Below are 19,492 nucleotides of genomic sequence, written 5' to 3' on the forward strand. Positions count from 1 at the left end.
CCTATGAAATCGTTCCTATCTTCGCACTATGTATCGTTTAATTAAGCCTTTATTTTTCAAATTTGACCCTGAAAAAGTTCATTATTTTGTAGTCCAGAGACTCAAATGGTTCCATGAACATTTTCCATTAGGCAAAACCATCATCAGAAGCACCTTTGATATTCATATCAAAGGTCTGGAACGTGAAGTTTTTGGTATCAAATTCAGAAATCCTGTTGGTCTTGCCGCTGGCTTTGATAAAAATGGAGAATATATAGAAGCATTGAGTGATCTTGGGTTTGGTTTTATTGAAGTAGGAACGGTTACGCCATTGCCTCAGCCGGGTAATGATCAGCCAAGGATGTTCAGGCTTGCTGAGGATGAAGCGATCATTAACAGGATGGGTTTCAATAACAAAGGGGTGGATACGCTGGCTGAACGCCTTCGGGTCTTGAAGCTGAAAGATAAGAGCATTGTTATTGGTGGTAAACATCGAAAAAAAAACAAAAATACACCTAATGAAGACGCTGTTTCAGATTATGTAAAATGTTTCGATCGCTTATTTGATGTGGTAGACTATTTCGTAGTCAATGTAAGCTCGCCAAATACACCTGGTCTTAGAGCTTTACAAGAGAAAGAACCTTTAACATTATTACTTAAGACTTTACAGGAGCGTAACCATAAAGATGGTATCTCCAGACCAATCTTATTAAAGATTGCACCAGACCTGACCAATGAGCAGCTGGATGATATTGTTGAAATTGTAATGGAGTCTGGTATTGCTGGTGTAATTGCAACAAATACAACAATCGACAGAACGGGTTTGACTACAGCCGCAGAAATAGCAAACGAAGCGGGAGGACTAAGTGGCAAGCCTCTAACTGTTCGTTCAACTGAAGTCATCAGGTATTTATCTCAGAAATCAAATAAAGCATTTCCAATTATAGGTGTGGGCGGGATTCATTCACCACAGGATGCAAAAGATAAAAACTGGAAGCAGGAGCTTCTTTAGTACAATTATATACGGGCTTTATTTATGAGGGGCCGGGTATCGTGAAGAGAATTTGCAAAGCATTGGTTTAACAGACGAATGCACATGAAAAAAAATAAGAGACATAAAAAAAGCCTTTCTGAATATTCAGAAAGGCTTTTTTTATGTCTTAACTTTAGAACTTATGCTCTTAAAGCTGCAGAAAGTTGATCTAATAAAAGATTGTTTTTAGCTAACTGATCTTTTTTAGGTTGTTGTGAACGACTACCTAATTCAATGTTTGTAGCTAGTTTCAAAGTTTTAACTTCTAAACGTGAAGTTGTTTTATTCTTTCTGTCTTTTCTTTTTAGTCTTGTAACTGCCATGGTCTTAACCTTTAGTTTTTTTAATTTTATTATAAATCCTGAGGTCGAGAGCGGATTCGAACCGCTGTACGAGGTTTTGCAGACCTCTGCCTAGCCACTCGGCCACTCGACCTGTTTTTATTCAGGTTGCAAAAATAGCAATTAATACTTAATCCGCAATTTATTTCTGCAAATTTCTACTAATATCTGCACAAAAGATTGCTGCCGACACCGCAACGTTCAATGACTCAGCCTCTCCAACCCTTGGAATGGTCACCGGATTATTAATTAAAATATTCACTTCGTCACTCACTCCCTGTCCTTCATTGCCTAAAACAACGAGACCTTCGGTACCCCATTTTGTTTTGTAAAGACTATTTCCGTCTAACATTGCACCAAAAACAGGAAGTTTAATGTCTTTTAACCATACCGGCAGATCCTGATAACTTACATTCACCCTGCATAGTGAACCCATGGTTGCTTGTACTGTTTTAGGATTATAAACTTCTACAGTGTGCATAGAACAAATTACATTTTTAAATCCAAACCAGTCTGCGGTTCTGATAATAGTGCCCAGATTTCCCGGGTCCTGTATCCCATCAAGGACAAGTGAGAAGTTGTTATGCAGCGTACTTTTGTCGAATGTAGTAGTTTCAGTATATTTTACCAGTGCCAGAATACCTTGTGGCGCTTGTAGCGTACTAATCTTCTCTAATTCGGCATTGTTTACTTCAAATAACTTTATATTTGGAGGTAATTTAGGTAGTAAAGAATGATATTGGGCCAGAAAATAGATACTATGGATCTGGTAAGCGGAAGGAATAAATTCTACTATTGATTTTATTCCTTCAATAATAAATAACCCATGCTCTTTGCGGTACTTTTTTTGATGTAACGATTTTATAAAACTTATCTGAGACTTTGAAAGCATATTCTATTTATAAAGAGAAATTCCAGTTTCCCGCAATATTACTATTTATTATTCTTTTTGCTGCTGCCTGCTCCTCTACAAAATTCATTGAAGAGAATCAATCGATCGTGAAAGTTGTTGCAATAGACAGTATTCCTTCCAAATATAAAGAAGAAGCATTGAATTATATTCAGAAAGATATTCGTCCTTCATCCCGGTTAGGGATCAATGTAGGATTGTACAATATCTTCTATACTTTATTTAAAACAAAATCCGTGGGTAAAAAAGCACCTGTGCTGGATAGTACACTGGTTGAAATTTCCAGAGGACAGATCGAAAAATATCTGATGAGCAAGGGCTATTTTATGGCGAAAGTAAGAGCAGAGATTAAGGTGAAGAATCAGCGCGCCCAGGTCGATTTTATTGCAAGTACCGGACCGTCGTTTTCTATAGGTAAATTAAGTTATAATATTCCTGACCCGGACATCAGGGCGCTTTATATGGGCAATAAATCTTTTAGCAGCCATTTGCATGAAGGAGTACGGTACGATGATGATTCTCTTTCTCTTGAAAGAGAGCAGATCTATCAAATGATGAAAGAGCATGGCTATTATGATTTTTCCAGACCCTATGTGAGATTTGAAGTAGATTCTTCGCTGAATAAAAGTCAGGCTAATGTGGGACTCCTCATTGATACTCCTGCAAATGGAAAACATATACAATATGTAATTGGAGAAACGAATGTGTGGTTGGTTGCACCCTCAACCGAAGGTTTTACAGACTCGATAACCTTAAACCCACGTATATACAGAGGGATACGTTTTACTGATATGTCTAAACGTTTCAGGAGAAACCCGATTGTCCGGTATGATTTTTTAAAACAAGGTGAGACCTATGATGTGACTAAAGAGAGCTTGACCTATAATCGTTTATATGAGCTTAATGTTTTTAAAAATGTAAAGATTGAATATGTAAAATCTAAAGACAGTTCAAATGTACTGAACCCGTTAATTCAGTTAACACCTCAAAAGCGGATGAGTAACCGGGTAGAGGGAGAGGTGCCTTTTAATGCTGGTACTGTTGGATTTACAGTAAGTAATACTTTTGTAAATAATAATATTTTCAGAGGGGCTGAGCGTTTTGAGTTCCAGATCAAAGGGGGGCTGCAATCCAGAATCGGACAAGGAGGTAAATTGTTTAACGATATTTATCAGCGCGATTTCTCAGTAAGTGCTAACCTGGCAGTACCGCGCCTGATGGTTCCATTTAATATTCCGCTAATGGGAAAAAATGGGATGCCTTCTACTACATTCTCGACAAGTTATATCTACTCCCTGCAAAAAGACTTCTTTGTACGCAGGGTGATATTGAACTCGATTACTTACGACTGGGTAGAAACAAAATCGAAATTACATTCATTTACACCATTGAATTTTGAATACAGGTTTGGAGGATTACTTATTGATACGACTACCATAGATGGGAATAGTACCTATAACAGGAATAAATACAACATAAATCTATTGACCAGGAAAGATCTTACTATTGGGATGAAGTATGCGTATACGCTAAATGCAAATAAGCTGCTGCTGAACAAGAGCTTTATTTATTTTAGGGGGAATATAGATATCGCAGGAAATATGCTGTATGGGGTATCCAGGATTATTGATACTAAGCATGATCCTTCTAACGGGGATTATGCTAATATTCTGGGATTGCCTTTTAATCAGTATATACGTCCTGAAGTTGATGTACGCTGGTATAAAAGTTTAGGTGTTGATAAACAGTTTATTGCAAGGCTTAATGCAGGTGTTGGTTATGCCTATGGTAATTCTGTGTCTATTCCTTTTGAAAAGTTATTCTTTGCAGGTGGTGCCAGCGGGGTCCGTGCATGGCAAGCCAGAACCTTAGGGCCAGGGAATTACAATAGAGGGAACACATTGACTTCAGAAGAGCAAAGAAAGGTGTCTTATGGTATTGATCAGCTGGGGCAGATGCATATTGAAGCTAACCTGGAATACCGTTTTAAATTAATTGATAAGTTTTTCGGGGCAAAGCTTAAAGGTGCGGCGTTTCTGGATGCTGGTAACGTCTGGAACATTGCTCCGGGTAACCCGAATCCTGAAACTTATTTCAAATTCAAGAACCTTGCAAACCAGATTGGAGTTGGTACAGGAATGGGACTAAGATACGACTTGCAGTATTTTGTATTCAGATTTGATGTCGGTCTTAAATTAAGAGATCCTCAGTTTGCACCAGAAGATCAGTGGGTGATTACGAAATTGTTTAGCGGGAGGAGAGAGTTTCAGAATACATACAATACAGCAAATAGTCCGGATACTTACCGGTTCTTCCAGTATAATTTTGGTATAGGCCTGCCATTCTAAATAAAATCTTTTAAAACAGAAAGGGTGATATGTCATAATTGACATATCACCCTTTCTGTTTTAAAACAAGATCTGTTAACTAAAATGCTTTTTTCAGTGTGTCAAATATGGTTTCAAAGAAGGTTGATAAGTTCAGGCCGTTGCTGTGATTGAAGTAAATGAAGATCAGTAAAATAATAACCGCATAAATAATAAGTTTTCTGAAAGCGAAGGCAATGAAAACCAGCAATAACGGGAAAAGGACCATCCACATGCTATTGATAGTGAAAGGGTTCAGGCTTCCTTCTTTTTTATAAATATAAAGCAGTTTGCTATGCGTGCCTTTGTCGTTTTGATGTTTTACATAAACGAAAGCAGACTTATCAATTTTTGCAATGGCAGTATAGCAACACCATCGTTAAATTTCAGGGTTTGTGTAAAACCGCTTATAGTGAAAGTATAAAGTCCATTGATTTTTTCAAGCGGCTGATCAAGGGAGTCTGCGGCAATAATAGCTAGTTTACTATTTTTGAGCAGGCTTTCTTTAACAATAAAATTGTTGATGTCAGCTTTTTTTGAGCGTAGCCTGTGCTGGAAATTAATAGAAATAGTAAGCAGTAGTATATTGTTTTCATTGTGTTTTTTAGGGTTTATCCAAGAGCAGATGCCGAAAGACGATTACTCAATGGAGCGTTTATTGTAAATAAGATACCCCAAATGTAGTAAAACGCCGTTTCTTTTTATCGGATCATCATATAAATTATAGCTTAGGCTAACCGGACCCACCGGTGTATGATAAACCAACCCTGCTGTTCCTGCATAATGTATATGGTTAAAAGTAGAAGCGTTGTCAATCTTTTGAAAGCCATTTTGAGCAAATTCCTGATAAGGCATGCATGAAAAGGAAAGCCTCTACTCTGAGATCTAAGTTCTTATGTAATTTGTAAATATTTTTTAACCCACCAGCCAGGTAAGTGCTTGCTCTGAATTTTTCAAGGAAGAGAGACCTGCTGTCTTGCAGCGGGTAAAAGGCAGGGGCCGCAAGCAGGGTAGAGTAATAATTTGAAAAAAGAGGCTGATTTGAAATTACACCTTCTACCAGATAGCCAAGGGTGTACTTACCTTTGTGAAAGAAATAATTTTCGTCGCTTAGTTTGATGTTGAACCATTCCCGGTGTTTACGATTCTCTTCTATATCAGCTGACGCACCACTATTTCTGGAGATATTACCTGGGGTGTAGATCTCTCTGCCGTTAAAATAATTGAGACTGAGCAAGAAGTTTCTTCCTCTGGTAGCATATTGCTTACGGTTAAACGTGTTTTGTTCAAAGGCAACAGTAGTTCTTGATCCGTTGAAAACAGTTTTATCTAATATGTCACCAATGTTAAATGAATTGGTCGGGCTATAGTGGTCATTGTTATTGATGAAAGAAGTGCTTAATGTGATCCTGGTGTTCCTGTTGAGGGGGATTCCGCCTTTTAATTCAATCTTTCGGTCTGACTGTTCAATATAGGTAGGATGCGGGTTCTCAATGAAGATCTGGCTGGTATTGTAAAAGTTAAAGTGATTGTAAGTTACTTCGCCACTTAAAAAGAATGGTAGTTTTGAAGGGTAATCAATACGGCCATTGAGCTGAATAGACTCATAAAAGCGACCAGAGTAGAAGTTTGTACCGAAAGTATAAGCCTTTCGGTTAAGATAATTGTACTGTAAGCCAAGAAATACATTACTGATAGGTCTGCTGGAGATATTTCCTCCAAAATCAAGTTTAAAGCTCCTTTTAGGTTTTGCTATAATCCCAAAAGTATAACTGTCAGAAGCTGGATTATAACTTATCTTCGGATAAATGGTTTCGAAAGTTTCATCTGCTACCAGTTTATAATAACCTTGTTTGATATCAGCTAAATCAAAGGTTGGTTTGTCGCTTTTGAATAAACGTTCGATATAACGTTTCTGCTGTTTGTTTACGCCGGTTACAGCTACGTCGCTAAAAACCAGCTGAGGTTTTTTATTGTTAAAGCTATTTCTTTTGAGAACGATTTCTTCAGTACTGACTCTCCGTTTTACGGCATTTAGTATTTTAGGCATATCAGCCATTGTTGCATCGTATCCTTTTTTGATCAGGTCGGCAACGGGGCTGAAATTACTAGAACTAAAATCTTGTAAATCAGGCTGAATATAAACGCCGTTTTTTTTCCCTATCAGGGTAGAATCAGACTTAGACAGAAACATAAACAGCATTAGCCGGTTGACAAGCCGCTCGTCTCCGCTTTTAGGATATTCTTTGAAATTTTTGGAAGATACATTAGCCCCAATGATGTAATCAGGTTTGAATTCCTTCAGCATGACGTCGGCTGGGAAATTATTATATAATCCGCCATCAAATACATATTTGTTATCCAGCTTGATTGGTCTGTAAATTAGTGGAACAGTCATGGTAGCTCTCACGGCTTCGGCCAGACTGCCGTTTTTTTACAGTGATGCTTGTTTGTGAGAATACATCAGACACCATACAGCGATAGGGGACGAAAAGATTATCAAAGTTATCCTTTGATATAGCTGATGCCTGTGATAAGAGTTCAATTAAAGCAAAGTTTAACGGGATGTCATTCACCAGGTTAGATCTGAAATTTACTCTCAATGATGTGTCTACAGAAAGTTTTGCCGTAATGAGCGAGGCGTTAGTGCTGCCTTTCTGAAAGAAGAAGCTATAATCACTTTTGAATCGCCCGCTTACCCAATCCTGGAAATCATTAGTCAGGGCTATTTTTTCAATTTGCGCCGGAGAGTATCCTGCTGCGTACAGCGCCCCTACAATACCACCCATAGAAGTTCCTGTGATATAATCAATAGGAATATGATTTTCCTCCAGTGCTTTCAGTGTACCGATATGCGCCAGTCCTTTAGCTCCTCCTCCGCTGAGAACTAATCCTACCTTCTGTGCATTTGCCTGGAATGCACAAAAACAGAGTAAAACAAGAAGTAATTTTTTTAAGGAGATCACTTTCCTAAATTACACGTTTTCTTTTAGAAGCCTAAAGAATCGGGCCTTTTAATTTAACAGGTAAATGTTATAGGTTAGCAATGTCGCAAAGCACACCCATAAAAAATAAGGGATAAAGAGTAGTCCTGCAGTTTTGTCAATTTTATAGAAAACTATGCCATTCACAAGAATTGCTGCCAGCAAAGCTATGATTTCAATCAGAGAAGCACCGATCAGGTGATGGTAGAAAAATAAATAAGACCAGCATAAATTCAGGATCAGCTGAATAAAGTAAATGGCAATAGTTCTGGGAAGATGTACGATTTGTGATCTTTTAGACCATACCAGGTAAGCAGAAATCCCGATAAGAATAAATAATAAAGACCATACCGGAGGAAATAGCCAGTTTGGCGGGATTGAAAGAAGGTTTTTCGATATAAGGGTACCATGTTTTGATACTCATCTTGGTGATCAGGCCACCCACTACACCAAAACTTAGCGGAATCAGAATATTTATCAGGAATGCAACGAAACTAAAGGTTTTTTTTTTTGGCAATGGTCATGTACAGGTATTTATTTTCTTTTCGATCAATAATCATGCCCGCCAAATTTGTCTGTTTTGCAAAAAAAGCTAAATTGCAATCAAAAAATATAACATGTCAGCGTATAAACCAGTAGCAAGTTCTCAGATTACCTTAACAGAACTGATGATTCCGTCTTATTCAAATTTTGGCGGTAAGATACATGGAGGGATCATCCTTGGATTGATGGATAAGGTCGCTTATGTGTGCGCAGCAAAACATGCTGATGGCTATTGTATTACTGCCTCTATTGATGTGGTCGATTTTCTGGCGCCGGTAGAGGTGGGGGAGATTGTTTCGCTGATGGCATCTGTGAATTATGTTGGGAAAACGTCTATGATTATTGGGATCAGAGTAGTTTCAGAAAATCTTAAAACACATGTGATCAAGCATACCAATACCAGCTATTTTACTATGGTGGCTATAGGAGAAGATAATAAGCCAAAAGAAGTTCCTGCATTGATTTTGAAAAGCCGTGATGATATCAGACGTTTCTTTCAGGCAATGAACAGAAAGGAGCTTAAAAATACCTATAAAAAAGACGAAGCTATGTTGAAACAAACTGCTTACGAGCACCATAGTTTTATGGATGCGTTAAGCAGGGAGCGTTGTAAAGTCGAAATGGAATAATTTTCTGAAATGGTACTGGCCGGACCTAACTTCTTTCTTTAACAATGGTTACACTAATGCCCTTGTTTTCCATTAATTTAACCAGGGCTGGAGAGATCCCGTCATCAGTAATCACGTGCTGAATCTGGTCCATTGAACAGATCTTTCCTAAACCCCGTTTTCCCATTTTGGAACTGTCGGCCAGTACGACTGTAACCTGTGCTGCATTAATCATTTTTTTTGATTCAGGCGGGCTTCCATCAGACTTGTGGTGGTTAATCCGGTTTCGATATCAATCCCATCTACTCCTAAAAAAAAAAAAGCATACTACAAGAAACGTCAGCTAAAATCTGTTCTGCATAAGGCCCCATTACCGAAGATGAATTCTGTCTGAGCTGACCACCAAGCTGTAAAACCTCTACATGCAGGTGATGAGATAATTCCAGTGCAACATTTAAAGCTGAAGTAATCACGGTCAAATGTTTTTCCGGATGTATTGCTCTCGCTAAAGCTAACATAGAAGTTCCGGAAGCAATGATGATCGAATCATTATGACCAATCATTTCTGCGGCTGCGGTAGCTATCAGCCTTTTTTTATCCGCATGAATCTGTTCTTTCTCTGCTACAGGCTTATCATTTGTATAAGGGTTTGTTTTGGAACCGCCACCATGTGTCCGGAAAAGCAATTTTTTGTCTTCCAGAAGCTTCAGGTCCTTCCGGATGGTAACATCAGAAACTTTCATCATTTGTGCGCTGAGTTCCTGTACATTAACTGACCCGGTTTCCTGGAGTTTTTTTAAAATTAACTGATGTCTTTCGGTTATACTCTTCATTCCGGTTTGGTTAGTTAGGGGTTGCTGAATTCAAAAATAAGCAAAAACCATAAGTTTTTTTTTACAGATCGTCCTTAAATATTTTATCTGATGTTTCGTTTTGTTTCGATTTAAGGTTGTTGTTTTCTTCTTTTTGTTGATAAACGTTCTTTATATTGCGTTTATGACAGTTTTTGAAATAAATGAAGGTTCTTATTGATTTTAATTTGTTTTGAAATGTTTTATTTTATAAATTTGAGATACAAAGCGAAACAAATCGTTACAAAAAATATAAGGAGGCCCCAGAAGATGAACAAAAGTAGAAAAGAACTCATAGAAAGTATTGTTGATCCGGCAAAGGTTTGGGATGTAATTGTAGTTGGCGGTGGGGCAACAGGTTTAGGCGCCGCACTTGATGCAGCAGCCAGCCGTGGTTATCAAACGTTATTATTAGAGCAGGCCGATTTTGCAAAAGGGACCTCCAGCCGAAGTACCAAATTAGTTCATGGAGGCGTGCGTTATTTAGCGCAGGGTGATATCGGACTGGTCAGAGAGGCATTATATGAACGTGGTTTGCTTTTGAAAAATGCAGCTCACTTAGTAAAAAACGAATCCTTCATTATTCCTAATTATGAATGGTGGGGTGGTGCTTTTTATACCATTGGATTAACCCTTTATGATCTCTTAGCCGGTAAACTTGGTTTTGGCCGTGCAAAAAAACATATCTAAAAAAAAGATGTGATCAGTAAACTTTCTACGATCCAGCCTGAACACTTATACGGTGGGGTAGTTTATCATGATGGGCAGTTTGATGATGCCCGTCTGGCTGTAAATCTGGCTCAGACTAGTTTGGAGCAAGGTGCTACCGTTTTAAATTATATCAAGGTTACAAGCTTAATTAAAGATGCTAAAGATAAAGTAGCCGGGGTGATTGAATGATGTAGAATCAGGGATAAGCTATAACCTGAAAGGTAAAACTGTAATCAATGCAACCGGAGTATTTGTAGATGATCTTTTACAAATGGATAAACCCGGTAAAAAACCATTGGTCAGATCAAGTCAGGGGGTACACCTTGTTATTGAGCGTACTTTTATGCCGGGTGAAGATGCGATCATGATTCCTAAAACTGATGATGGCAGGGTATTATTTGTTGTGCCATGGCATGATAAATTAGTGGTAGGAACTACAGATACCCCACTTGATAAACACAGTCTGGAACCAGTAGCCCTGGAAGAAGAAATTGAATTTATCCTGCGTACAGCAGCAAAATATCTGGTTAAAGCACCAACCCGTAAAGATGTATTAAGTGTATTTGCTGGTTTACGTCCTTTGGCAGCACCAGAAGATGGTTCTTCAAAAACAAAAGAAATTTCAAGAAGTCATAAACTGATTGTTACGGCATCTGGTCTGATTACGATCACCGGAGGTAAATGGACAACAACATACCGCAGAATGGGAGAGGATACGATTGACAAAGCAATTGAAGTTGGTCATTTAGCTTCCCGTCCTACAAAAACAAAAGAACTTTCTATCCACGGTAGTAAAGCAGATGTTGACCGCAATGATCACTTATACGTTTACGGAAGTGATGAAGCGGCGGTGTTAGCTTTAGGAGATGAGAATCCTGTCTGGAAAGAAAAGCTTCACGTTCGTTTACCTTACCTGAAAGCCGAAGTCATCTGGGGTGTCAGACATGAAATGGCCCGTACTGTAGAAGATATTTTAGCCAGAAGAGTAAGAGCCTTATTTTTAGATGCACGTGCAGCTATTGATATGGCACCTGCTGTTGCAAAACTGGTAGCCTCAGAACTTCACTATGATGAAGCATGGGAAAAAGAACAGGTTACGGCTTTTAGAAAACTTGCTCAATCTTATTTACTTGTACCTTATACTCCTGAATAGAAATTATTTAGCGTCAATTAAAACCAATATAAATCAATAAGTTATGGAAGATTACATTTTGGCTCTGGACCAGGGCACAACGAGCTCGCGTGCGATTATTTTTGATCATAAAGGACAAATTAAATCTACAGCACAAAAGGAATTTACCCAGATTTTTCCACAATCAGGATGGGTGGAACATGACCCGAATGAAATTTGGTCGACTCAGGCCAGTGTAGCAGCAGAAGCAACCGTTAAAATGGGGATAAATGGGTCTAATATCAAAGCAATTGGTATTACCAATCAGCGTGAAACGACCATTGTATGGGATCGTGAAACTGGTGAACCTGTTTACAATGCGATTGTCTGGCAGGACAGACGTACAGCAGAATTCTGTGATCAACTTAAAAAAGACGGTAAAACTGATTTAGTCCGTTCTAAAACGGGATTAGTAATTGACTCCTATTTTTCAGGTACTAAAATAAGATGGATCCTCGATAATGTTGAGGGGGCGCGTGACAGGGCAAATAAAGGTGAGCTGGCTTTCGGAAGTAGATAGCTGGCTGGCTGGTATGGAAATTCACAAGAGGTCATGTACACGTTACTGATATTACCAATGCAGGCCGTACTATGCTTTTTAACATCCGTACCCAGCAATGGGATGATGAATTGCTGGAATTGCTGGATATTCCAAAAAGCATGCTTCCGGAAGTCAAACAATCAAGTGAAATATATGGTGAAACTACAACCACCATTTTTGCTTCTAAAATACCTATTGCAGGTATTGCGGGAGATCAGCATGCGGCGCTTTTCGGACAGATGTGTATAGAGAAAGCAATGGTTAAAAACACCTATGGTACAGGCTGTTTTATGCTGATGAATATTGGTGATGAATTTATCGAATCAAAAAATAACTTATTAACTACTGTTGCCTGGAAGATTAACGGTAAAATACAATATGCATTTGAAGGAAGTATTTTTATCGGTGGTGCTGTTGTGCAATGGCTTCGTGATGGTTTAGGGATTATTAAAAAATCTGCTGAGGTGGAAAAACTTGCCGCAAGCGTTAAAGATACTCAGGGTGTTTATTTTGTACCAGCTTTTGCCGGTTTAGGAGCTCCTTATTGGAGACCTGATGCCAGAGGTACAATTGTAGGACTGAGCAGAGGAACAACTTCTGCACATATAGCCCTTGCAGCGCTTGAATCTATTGCTTATCAGACAATGGATGTTTTAAAAGCGATGGAAGCCGATGCCGGAATGGAGATTAAAGAATTAAGAGTGGATGGTGGTGCAACAGCGAATGATTTGCTAATGCAGTTTCAGTCAAACTTGCTGAATTGTAAAGTTATACGTCCAAACGTAGTAGAAACTACTGCTTTAGGTGCTGCTTATTTAGCAGGACTGGCTGTGGGTTTCTGGGATAGTGTTGAAGAGATTCAGCAGTTATGGAAATCGGAGAAAGAGTTTGTTCCTTCTGGAGATCCTGCTGTCATTAAAAAAGGAATCAAGGATTGGAAGAGAGCTATTCATGCCACACAAAGCAAAGCTGAATGATAACTTCCTGAAACTGATTCAAACTAATTATTTACCTTAATTTTAATAGAATGAGTCCATTCATAGCAGAGCTTATAGGTACGATGTTACTTATACTTTTAGGCGATGGCGTAGTAGCCAACGTATTGTTAAATGATACCAAAGGAAATAATGGCGGCTGGATGGTAATTACCACGGCCTGGGGACTGGCAGTTTTTTTGTAGGGGTGACGGTGGCCGGCCCTTACAGTGGTGCACATTTAAACCCTGCCGTAACTATCGGTCTGGCCATTGCAGGGAAGTTTGCCTGGGCAAGCGTTTTGCCATATATAGCTGCACAATTAATTGGAGCGGGTATGGGAGCATTCCTGGTTTGGGTTATGTATAAAGACCATTTTAACCGCAACAATGATCCGGGAGCTATGCTGGCCTGTTTCTGTACCGGTCCTGCAATTCGTAATTATACATCTAATATAACCAGTGAAATTATAGGTGCATTTGTATTGGTATTTACGGTTTTCTATATCACCGGGTGCTGAAATTACACCTACAAAAGTACCAGTAGGTTTAGGGTCTGTTGGTGCTGTTCCAGTTGCCTTTTTAGTATGGGTAATAGGTCTGTCATTAGGCGGAACTACAGGATATGCGATTAACCCTGCACGTGATTTGGCACCGCGGATTATACATGCCTTAGTACCTATTAAAGGTAAGGGCGGCAGCGACTGGTCTTATGCCTGGGTGCCAATTGCAGGTCCTGTAATCGGGGCGGCAATAGCAGCGCTTATTTATATGCAGCTTCACTAATTATCAGCTAAATAAAAAACAGAATTCCTTAAACAGATTTTTATGAAAACTATTTATAAAGGTAGCCTTGGGGCTATACTGGGGCTATGCCTTTGCCTGTCCGCGATGGCTCAGGATGCTAAGCCATTGAAAATTGATACCATGCCAGTTAAAAAATATAAACCTTTTGATGTAAGCCTGCAGGTGCGTAATTTATACTTGTGGCGTGGATTTAAGGTTTCTAACAGTCCTATCACTGACGTTGATATGCATTATACGACCAAAGACGGGAGCTTCTCGGCGGGTATATGGGGCGGAGCAGGTTTTAATGGAGAATATAAAGAATTCGATTACTATGTGAGTTATGTTAAAGCCGGATTTAACTTTTCAGTCTGGGACATCAATAACTTCACTGATTTCCCTAACGCTAAGCTATTCGATTACAAAAGAGGGACTACGTCTCACTTTATTGATGTAACTGCCGGATATCAGTTCGGAGACGCCTTCCCGATTAGTGTTAATTGGAGTACCATAGTACAGGGACGTGATACACATGTAAAGAGTAATGGCGAACTGGCTAATAATTACTCCAACTATGTAGTGCTGGATTATAGAGTATGGAAAGAGGGAACTACCAATGTCCATCTTTTCGCTGGCGGCGGATTTGCTTTTGGCAGAGACGAAAACTTTTACGGATCTAAACCTAATGTTGTAAACGCCGGAATAACACTGAATAAAGAATGGTGGTTTTTTTTAACCATCATATGCCAGTTGCAGCTACTGCAATGTTTAGCCCTGAACATAATCATGGAGCGATCCAGTTGATCATCAATGCATTCTAGTTGTAAAGAGCTAATCTAATTCCTTTTAAAACACAAAAAACCAGCCATCCGGCTGGTTTTTCTGTAGTGTATTATATGTACATTACTGTCGTGTGTGTTCCATAGGTAGATGATTCACAATTCAATATTAAGCTTATCATATGATTAATCATTTCATTATTACACCAACGGCCGTTTTCCTTACGTGAATGGAGCATAAATCTCATATTTCTTCTGATAAATCGATATTTCTTAGGCTAAAGTGGTAACATTCGTTGTATTTGTTACGTTAAATATTTGGCAAATTCAATTCTGAATATATAGAACTATGTTTTTAGTTATTCTGAATCCCTAATTCTTTTGATTAATAACTTATAAAATTTACAGCTCAGTTCCGTTTGAATTCTCTCTCCAGGATTTACAAAGGGGAAAGGTGTGTCGGAGCATAGAAATTAATGAAGAGAGGTGTTAGAAAAGCCTGTTAAAAGGGTATTAGACCGACATTGGAAGGGGGTTGGAAGGACCTGGGTCATTGCAAGGTCCTTCCAACGTCCTTCCAACCCCCTTTCAACGTCTTTTCAACAGGGTTTCAGACCTCTATTCTTACCCTTGTTCTATGCCGAACCGCACGTAAAATAAAAGGCAAAAAAAAGAGGATATCCTGTTAACCGGGATATCCTCTTTTTACGTCATTTAAATCCTATCTTGGAATTGTAACTGTCATTTTTCCTTCTTTAGTTCCTAAAAAGAAATTTGTGCGTTTGTCTAATTTCCGGCCTTTGTATTTGATAGTGATCTCGCACTCGCAAAACATAGTATATGCGATATCAATGTTGTCTCCAGGAAGAACATCTTCGGTTTGATAATCTTCAGTACGTTTATCCCGTATACTTAATATGTTTCTTCCGGTTCTAAGATTAAAAACGTCTACTACGTAAGGGTTTCTGAAATCCCATGGGTCGTTGTTGCTGATTTCTACTTTTAATTTATTGGAATTTAAATCTTCTTTTTTGCAGCTGGTAAAACAGAATAGCAGGATTACTGAAATTGTGATCAGGTTTCTCATGAGCAAACATTTGTGTTTTGTTGTCTTTATTGTATTTTCTTAATTAAAGACGTTGTTCCTGAGGATACCCCTATTTGATCTGGCTGAATTTTTTATATCAGACCTTGCTGACACGGAGGGCATGTCCATAAAAAGACCTCTTAACAATCTTGTTAAGAGGTCTTTTGGTGTTCCCGAAGGGATTCGAACCCCCATCTTTGGTACCGGAAACCAAAATTCTATCCATTGAACTACAGGAACATTTCGGCGAATATAGGCATTCAAATGATTATTCCGTATGTTCGATTGAACATTTTTATCAAAGTTTGACTAAAGTTCCTCTTAGAGATAAGGTTCTGTCTGTTTAGGATTGTTTTTATCTGCTTAAGCCCTTAAGCCCCTTTTCTATCCTCCAGGCTTTTCATGAGCTGACTGTACAGATCGTCATTAGTCTGTTCACGGGGAGGTAATTTCTTAACAGTTGCCCTTTTGCCTTTAGCTTTGGCTTTGATGATTTTCAGGAGTTCTTTACTGTATTCATCTTTAAACCCTTTAATATCAAAGTCAGAAGTGTATTGTTTAATTAGCGCGAGGCCAACCTCGAGCTCTTTTTTGGTAATGGTTTCAATCTCAGGGATTTTAAGTTCTTCCTCAGACCGTATTTCTTCGGCAAAGCGTATTTTTGTGACCACCAGGATATTATTTAAGGGGTGTATCACGCAAAGGTTCTCTGTATTCCTTAAAACAAACCTTGCTACACCAGCTTTTTTAGCTATTATTAAAGCCTTTAATAATAATGCATATGCTTTTTTACCCTGTTTTTCAGGTTGGGCATAGTAAGACGTTTCATAATAAATTGGGTTGATTTCATTGATATCTACAAAGTTTCCAGTTCTATCATCTTTGTCTTTTCAGGTGATGCATCCTCAAAATCCTGATCATCCAGTACTACATATTTATCATTCAATAAAAATCCTTTGACAATTTTATCAAATGGAACTTCCATTTTCGTTTGCTCATTGATACGCTGGAACCTGATCCTGGAATGATCTTTACTATCCAGCATGTCCAGATCAAGCTGACTATTCTGCACGGCAGAAAAAAGTTTTACAGGGATATTTACCAATCCAAAACCAATTGCCCCATTCCAAAGTGATCTCATAATAAATGCTTTATGTCTGATTTAACAACGAGTTGTTTCTTTTGTTTAAGAGACCTGGTTTAAAATATTTTAAACAGACTCTCAAAACTTTGAATCTTTCTTGTTGTTATGCTCCTGATCCGAGTTTATAAACAATTGTTATATGAGTTTAGCAGCCTATAAAAAGAAACGGTCTTTTAATCAAACACCTGAGCCCAAAGGTGGAAAGGGAAATGGAGAAGAATTGCGGTTTGTCATTCAGAAACATAATGCATCACATCTGCATTACGATTTTCGACTTGAGATGGGAGGGGTACTAAAAAGCTGGGCAATCCCTAAAGGGCCGTCTACTGATCCTGAGATTAAGCGTTTGGCTATGATGGTTGAAGATCATCCCTACGATTATAAAGATTTTGAAGGGATTATTCCAAAAGGAGAATATGGAGGGGGGACGGTTATTATTTGGGATGAAGGAACTTATGAACCAGAGGAGCCGGTGGAAGGAGATCTTGAAAGTCAGGATAGAAATCTCAGACATCAGCTGTATGGCGGTAAAATTGGTTTCATCTTACATGGTAAAAAGCTAAAGGGATCTTTTGCCCTGGTTAAGGCTCCCGGACTTGGAGAGAATAGCTGGCTTTTAATCAAACATAAAGATAAATATGCAAAGGGGGATGATATCCTGCTGAAAGATAAATCTGTGGTTTCAAAAAAGACTATTGAGCAAATGACCAGTAAGCCGGATAAGGTTTATGCTCAAAAGACCATGAAACCGGATCATAAGATAAAGAATGTCAAAACTCAAAAAACTCCTTTTTATTGGAAAGTAAAACCAATGTTAACTACGCTTGTTAGTAAGCCAGTTGAGGAGGAAGGATGGGTGTACGAGGTTAAATGGGATGGCTATCGCGCAATCGCTTTGATGAATAAAGGAAAGGTCGAGTTTAAATCCAGAAATGATAAATCCTTTAATGATAAATTTTATCCGGTATACCAGGCGCTGCGGGAATGGAAAATTAATGCGATTGTGGATGGGGAGGTCGTAGTTGTCAACAAAAATGGGGAAGCTAGTTTTGGTGCTTTGCAAAACTGGCAGAGTCAGGATGAAGGGGAGCTGGTTTATTATGTATTTGATCTTTTATGGTATGATGGATATGAGCTGACCGGACTGCCTTTGATACAAAGAAAAAAGATTCTTTCAGAGCTTGTACCGGAAAATTCATTGATCAGGTTCAGCAAGGACTTTGAAACTTCGGGTGTAGAATTTTTGGAGGCAGCAAAAAAGGCGGGGCTGGAAGGTATTGTTGCCAAGCGCAAAGACAGTCTGTATCGTCCTGGTGAACGTACAAGTGACTGGCTTAAAATTAAAGCAAACAGGAGGCAGGAAATGGTCATTGGAGGGTATACGAATAATGCAGCTAGTGATAAGCCTTTCAGCTCACTGCTGGTTGGTCTATTTGATCAGGGGAAATTTATTTACACCGGAAAGATTGGTACTGGTTTTAATATCAGAACACAGAAGGAGTTACTTGCTCAGTTTCGGCCGTTGATTATAGTTAAACCAGCGTTTACTGACAATCCTGATGTGAATAAGCCGGGACCGTTCAGAGTTAACCTGCCAAAAACGAAAATAACCTGGTTAAAACCAGAACTTATTTGCGAGGTGAGTTTTGCAGAGATGACTGCCGGTGGGTTAATGCGCCATCCATCTTTTGCAGGTATGCGTGGAGACAAAGAACCTAAGTATGTTATTCTGGAAAAACCTGTGAATATGATTTTACTTAATTCTAATGAGGGTATTCAAGAGAAAAAAATAAACGGTCATACACTGAAATTTACTAATCTGAGTAAAATATTCTGGCCTGCTGAGAAAATAACCAAACGGGATCTGATCAATTATTATTCGCAAATGGCTCCTTTTATATTACCATATATGAAAGACCGGCCACTTTCATTAAATCGTTATCCTAATGGGATAAAGGGCAAGAGCTTTTATCAGAAAGATGTGACAGGAAAGGTGCCTGGCTGGATCAAAACCTATCTTTACCATGCCGAAGGAAATGAATCCGATAAACATTTTATGGTAGGCGACGATGAAGCGACTTTGTTGTATATGGCGGGTTTAGGCTGTATTGAAGTCCATCCCTGGAACAGTACAATCAGAAAACCTGATTATCCGACCTGGTGTATTATAGATCTTGATCCGGATAAGAATTCTTTTAACCAGGTGATCGAAGCGGCGAGAATGACTAAAACTGTATTGGATGATATGGGAGTGCCTTGTTATTGTAAAACGAGTGGTTCTACAGGGCTGCATGTTTACATTCCATTGGGCAATGAATATACTTATGAACAGAGTAAAGAATTTGCAAGAATAATTGTGACGTTGGTGAACCGGGAGATACCTGGGTTTACCAGCCTTGAACGGACTATTGCTAGCCGCGAAGGGAAAATGTACCTTGATTTTTTACAAAACCGGTCTCAGGCAACTATTGCAGCCCCATACTCTTTGCGTCCAAAACCAGGTGCTACGGTTTCTATGCCATTACACTGGGAGGAGGTGAAAAAAGGATTGAAAATGAAAGATTTTACGATTACCAATGCATTGGCAAGAGTAAACGAAACGGGAGATATTTTTAAACCAGTAATAGGTTCTGGAATTGATTTAAGAAAGATTCTGGAAGGAAAAATTAAGCAATAAAGATGTTC

Annotated in this window: 14 protein-coding genes, 2 tRNA genes and 5 pseudogenes; 9 read left to right on the forward strand and 12 right to left on the reverse strand. The window is 38.8% G+C overall.

Going from position 1 to position 19,492, the window contains the following annotated elements; genetic code table 11:
• The first annotated feature begins 28 nt into the window (after positions 1-28).
• Positions 29-1,062, forward strand: a pseudogene (locus tag ACWYN3_RS35485) (quinone-dependent dihydroorotate dehydrogenase).
• Positions 1,063-1,152: 90 nt separating this feature from the next.
• On the opposite strand, the gene ACWYN3_RS35490 reads toward ACWYN3_RS35485, so the two are convergent.
• The 3 genes from ACWYN3_RS35490 to ACWYN3_RS35500 form a co-directional block, all read right to left on the reverse strand.
• The gene (locus ACWYN3_RS35490; protein ID WP_068402833.1) at positions 1,153-1,335 is read right to left on the reverse strand and encodes a spore protein; all 183 of its coding nucleotides are present in this window, start codon (positions 1,333-1,335) and stop codon (positions 1,153-1,155) included.
• Between the two features lie 41 nt (positions 1,336-1,376).
• Positions 1,377-1,447: transfer RNA gene (locus ACWYN3_RS35495), tRNA-Cys, on the reverse strand.
• A 48-nt stretch (positions 1,448-1,495) separates the two neighbouring features.
• The gene (locus ACWYN3_RS35500) at positions 1,496-2,245 is read right to left on the reverse strand and encodes a TrmH family RNA methyltransferase (protein WP_456218405.1); all 750 of its coding nucleotides are present in this window, start codon (positions 2,243-2,245) and stop codon (positions 1,496-1,498) included.
• Here ACWYN3_RS35500 and tamL point away from each other — a divergent pair.
• On the forward strand, positions 2,236-4,611 hold the full coding sequence (tamL, locus tag ACWYN3_RS35505; protein ID WP_456218406.1) for a translocation and assembly module lipoprotein TamL: 2,376 nt from the start codon (positions 2,236-2,238) through the stop codon (positions 4,609-4,611). The two genes, ACWYN3_RS35500 and tamL, sit on opposite strands and share 10 nt — an antisense overlap.
• Before the next feature lie 829 nt (positions 4,612-5,440).
• Here the strand turns inward: tamL and ACWYN3_RS35510 are convergent.
• From ACWYN3_RS35510 to ACWYN3_RS35525, 4 genes are read right to left on the reverse strand one after another with little or no spacing between them, the layout of a single operon-like run.
• The gene (locus ACWYN3_RS35510; protein WP_456218407.1) at positions 5,441-7,027 is read right to left on the reverse strand and encodes a hypothetical protein; all 1,587 of its coding nucleotides are present in this window, start codon (positions 7,025-7,027) and stop codon (positions 5,441-5,443) included.
• Positions 6,987-7,595 carry a patatin-like phospholipase family protein gene (locus tag ACWYN3_RS35515; protein ID WP_456218408.1) on the reverse strand — a complete coding sequence of 203 codons (609 nt, stop codon included), beginning with the start codon at positions 7,593-7,595 and terminating at the stop codon, positions 6,987-6,989. Before ACWYN3_RS35515 ends, ACWYN3_RS35510 begins: the two co-directional genes overlap by 41 nt.
• Before the next feature lie 48 nt (positions 7,596-7,643).
• Positions 7,644-8,012: a TspO/MBR family protein gene (locus ACWYN3_RS35520; RefSeq protein ID WP_456223267.1), complete on the reverse strand. Its 369-nt coding sequence runs from the start codon at positions 8,010-8,012 to the stop codon at positions 7,644-7,646.
• Entirely contained in the window at positions 7,909-8,130 is a 222-nt protein-coding gene (locus tag ACWYN3_RS35525) for a tryptophan-rich sensory protein (protein ID WP_456218409.1), read from the reverse strand. Before ACWYN3_RS35525 ends, ACWYN3_RS35520 begins: the two co-directional genes overlap by 104 nt.
• Before the next feature lie 100 nt (positions 8,131-8,230).
• Between ACWYN3_RS35525 and ACWYN3_RS35530 the strand changes: the two genes are divergently transcribed.
• Entirely contained in the window at positions 8,231-8,785 is a 555-nt protein-coding gene (locus ACWYN3_RS35530; RefSeq protein ID WP_456218410.1) for an acyl-CoA thioesterase, read from the forward strand.
• 25 nt (positions 8,786-8,810) lie between these two features.
• Here the strand turns inward: ACWYN3_RS35530 and ACWYN3_RS35535 are convergent, their stop codons facing one another.
• Both ACWYN3_RS35535 and ACWYN3_RS35540 read right to left on the reverse strand, forming a co-directional pair.
• Complete coding sequence (locus tag ACWYN3_RS35535) at positions 8,811-8,999, reverse strand: hypothetical protein (RefSeq protein ID WP_456218411.1); 189 nt, start codon at positions 8,997-8,999, stop codon at positions 8,811-8,813.
• 73 nt (positions 9,000-9,072) lie between these two features.
• Positions 9,073-9,597 (reverse strand): DeoR/GlpR family DNA-binding transcription regulator, encoded by a 525-nt coding sequence (locus ACWYN3_RS35540; protein WP_456218412.1) that lies wholly within the window; start codon positions 9,595-9,597, stop codon positions 9,073-9,075.
• A gap of 288 nt (positions 9,598-9,885) precedes the next feature.
• Between ACWYN3_RS35540 and ACWYN3_RS35545 the strand changes: the two are divergent.
• The 5 genes and pseudogenes from ACWYN3_RS35545 (at position 9,886) to ACWYN3_RS35565 (ending at position 14,601) form a co-directional block, all read left to right on the forward strand.
• Positions 9,886-10,515 (forward strand): annotated as a pseudogene (locus tag ACWYN3_RS35545) (FAD-dependent oxidoreductase).
• Positions 10,508-11,479 carry a glycerol-3-phosphate dehydrogenase/oxidase gene (locus tag ACWYN3_RS35550; protein ID WP_456218413.1) on the forward strand — a complete coding sequence of 324 codons (972 nt, stop codon included), beginning with the start codon at positions 10,508-10,510 and terminating at the stop codon, positions 11,477-11,479. Before ACWYN3_RS35545 ends, ACWYN3_RS35550 begins: the two are co-directional and overlap by 8 nt.
• 43 nt (positions 11,480-11,522) lie before the next feature.
• Positions 11,523-13,015: pseudogene (gene glpK, locus ACWYN3_RS35555) on the forward strand (glycerol kinase GlpK).
• A 50-nt stretch (positions 13,016-13,065) separates the two neighbouring features.
• Positions 13,066-13,797: pseudogene (locus ACWYN3_RS35560) on the forward strand (MIP/aquaporin family protein).
• 42 nt (positions 13,798-13,839) lie between these two features.
• Positions 13,840-14,601 carry a hypothetical protein gene (locus tag ACWYN3_RS35565; RefSeq protein WP_456218414.1) on the forward strand — a complete coding sequence of 254 codons (762 nt, stop codon included), beginning with the start codon at positions 13,840-13,842 and terminating at the stop codon, positions 14,599-14,601.
• 696 nt (positions 14,602-15,297) lie between these two features.
• On the opposite strand, the gene ACWYN3_RS35570 is transcribed toward ACWYN3_RS35565, so the two are convergent.
• The 3 genes and pseudogenes from ACWYN3_RS35570 to ku all read right to left on the reverse strand — a co-directional run bounded on the left by ACWYN3_RS35570 (position 15,298) and on the right by ku (position 16,804).
• Complete coding sequence (locus tag ACWYN3_RS35570) at positions 15,298-15,663, reverse strand: hypothetical protein (protein ID WP_456218415.1); 366 nt, start codon at positions 15,661-15,663, stop codon at positions 15,298-15,300.
• Between the two features lie 165 nt (positions 15,664-15,828).
• Positions 15,829-15,903: transfer RNA gene (locus ACWYN3_RS35575), tRNA-Arg, on the reverse strand.
• Between the two features lie 131 nt (positions 15,904-16,034).
• A pseudogene (gene ku / locus ACWYN3_RS35580) lies at positions 16,035-16,804 on the reverse strand (non-homologous end joining protein Ku).
• Positions 16,805-16,946: 142 nt separating this feature from the next.
• Here ku and ligD point away from each other — a divergent pair.
• Positions 16,947-19,484 (forward strand): DNA ligase D, encoded by a 2,538-nt coding sequence (gene ligD / locus ACWYN3_RS35585; RefSeq protein ID WP_456218416.1) that lies wholly within the window; start codon positions 16,947-16,949, stop codon positions 19,482-19,484.
• Positions 19,485-19,492: the final 8 nt, after the last annotated feature.

It is taken from the genome of Pedobacter sp. NJ-S-72, assembly GCF_053890575.1.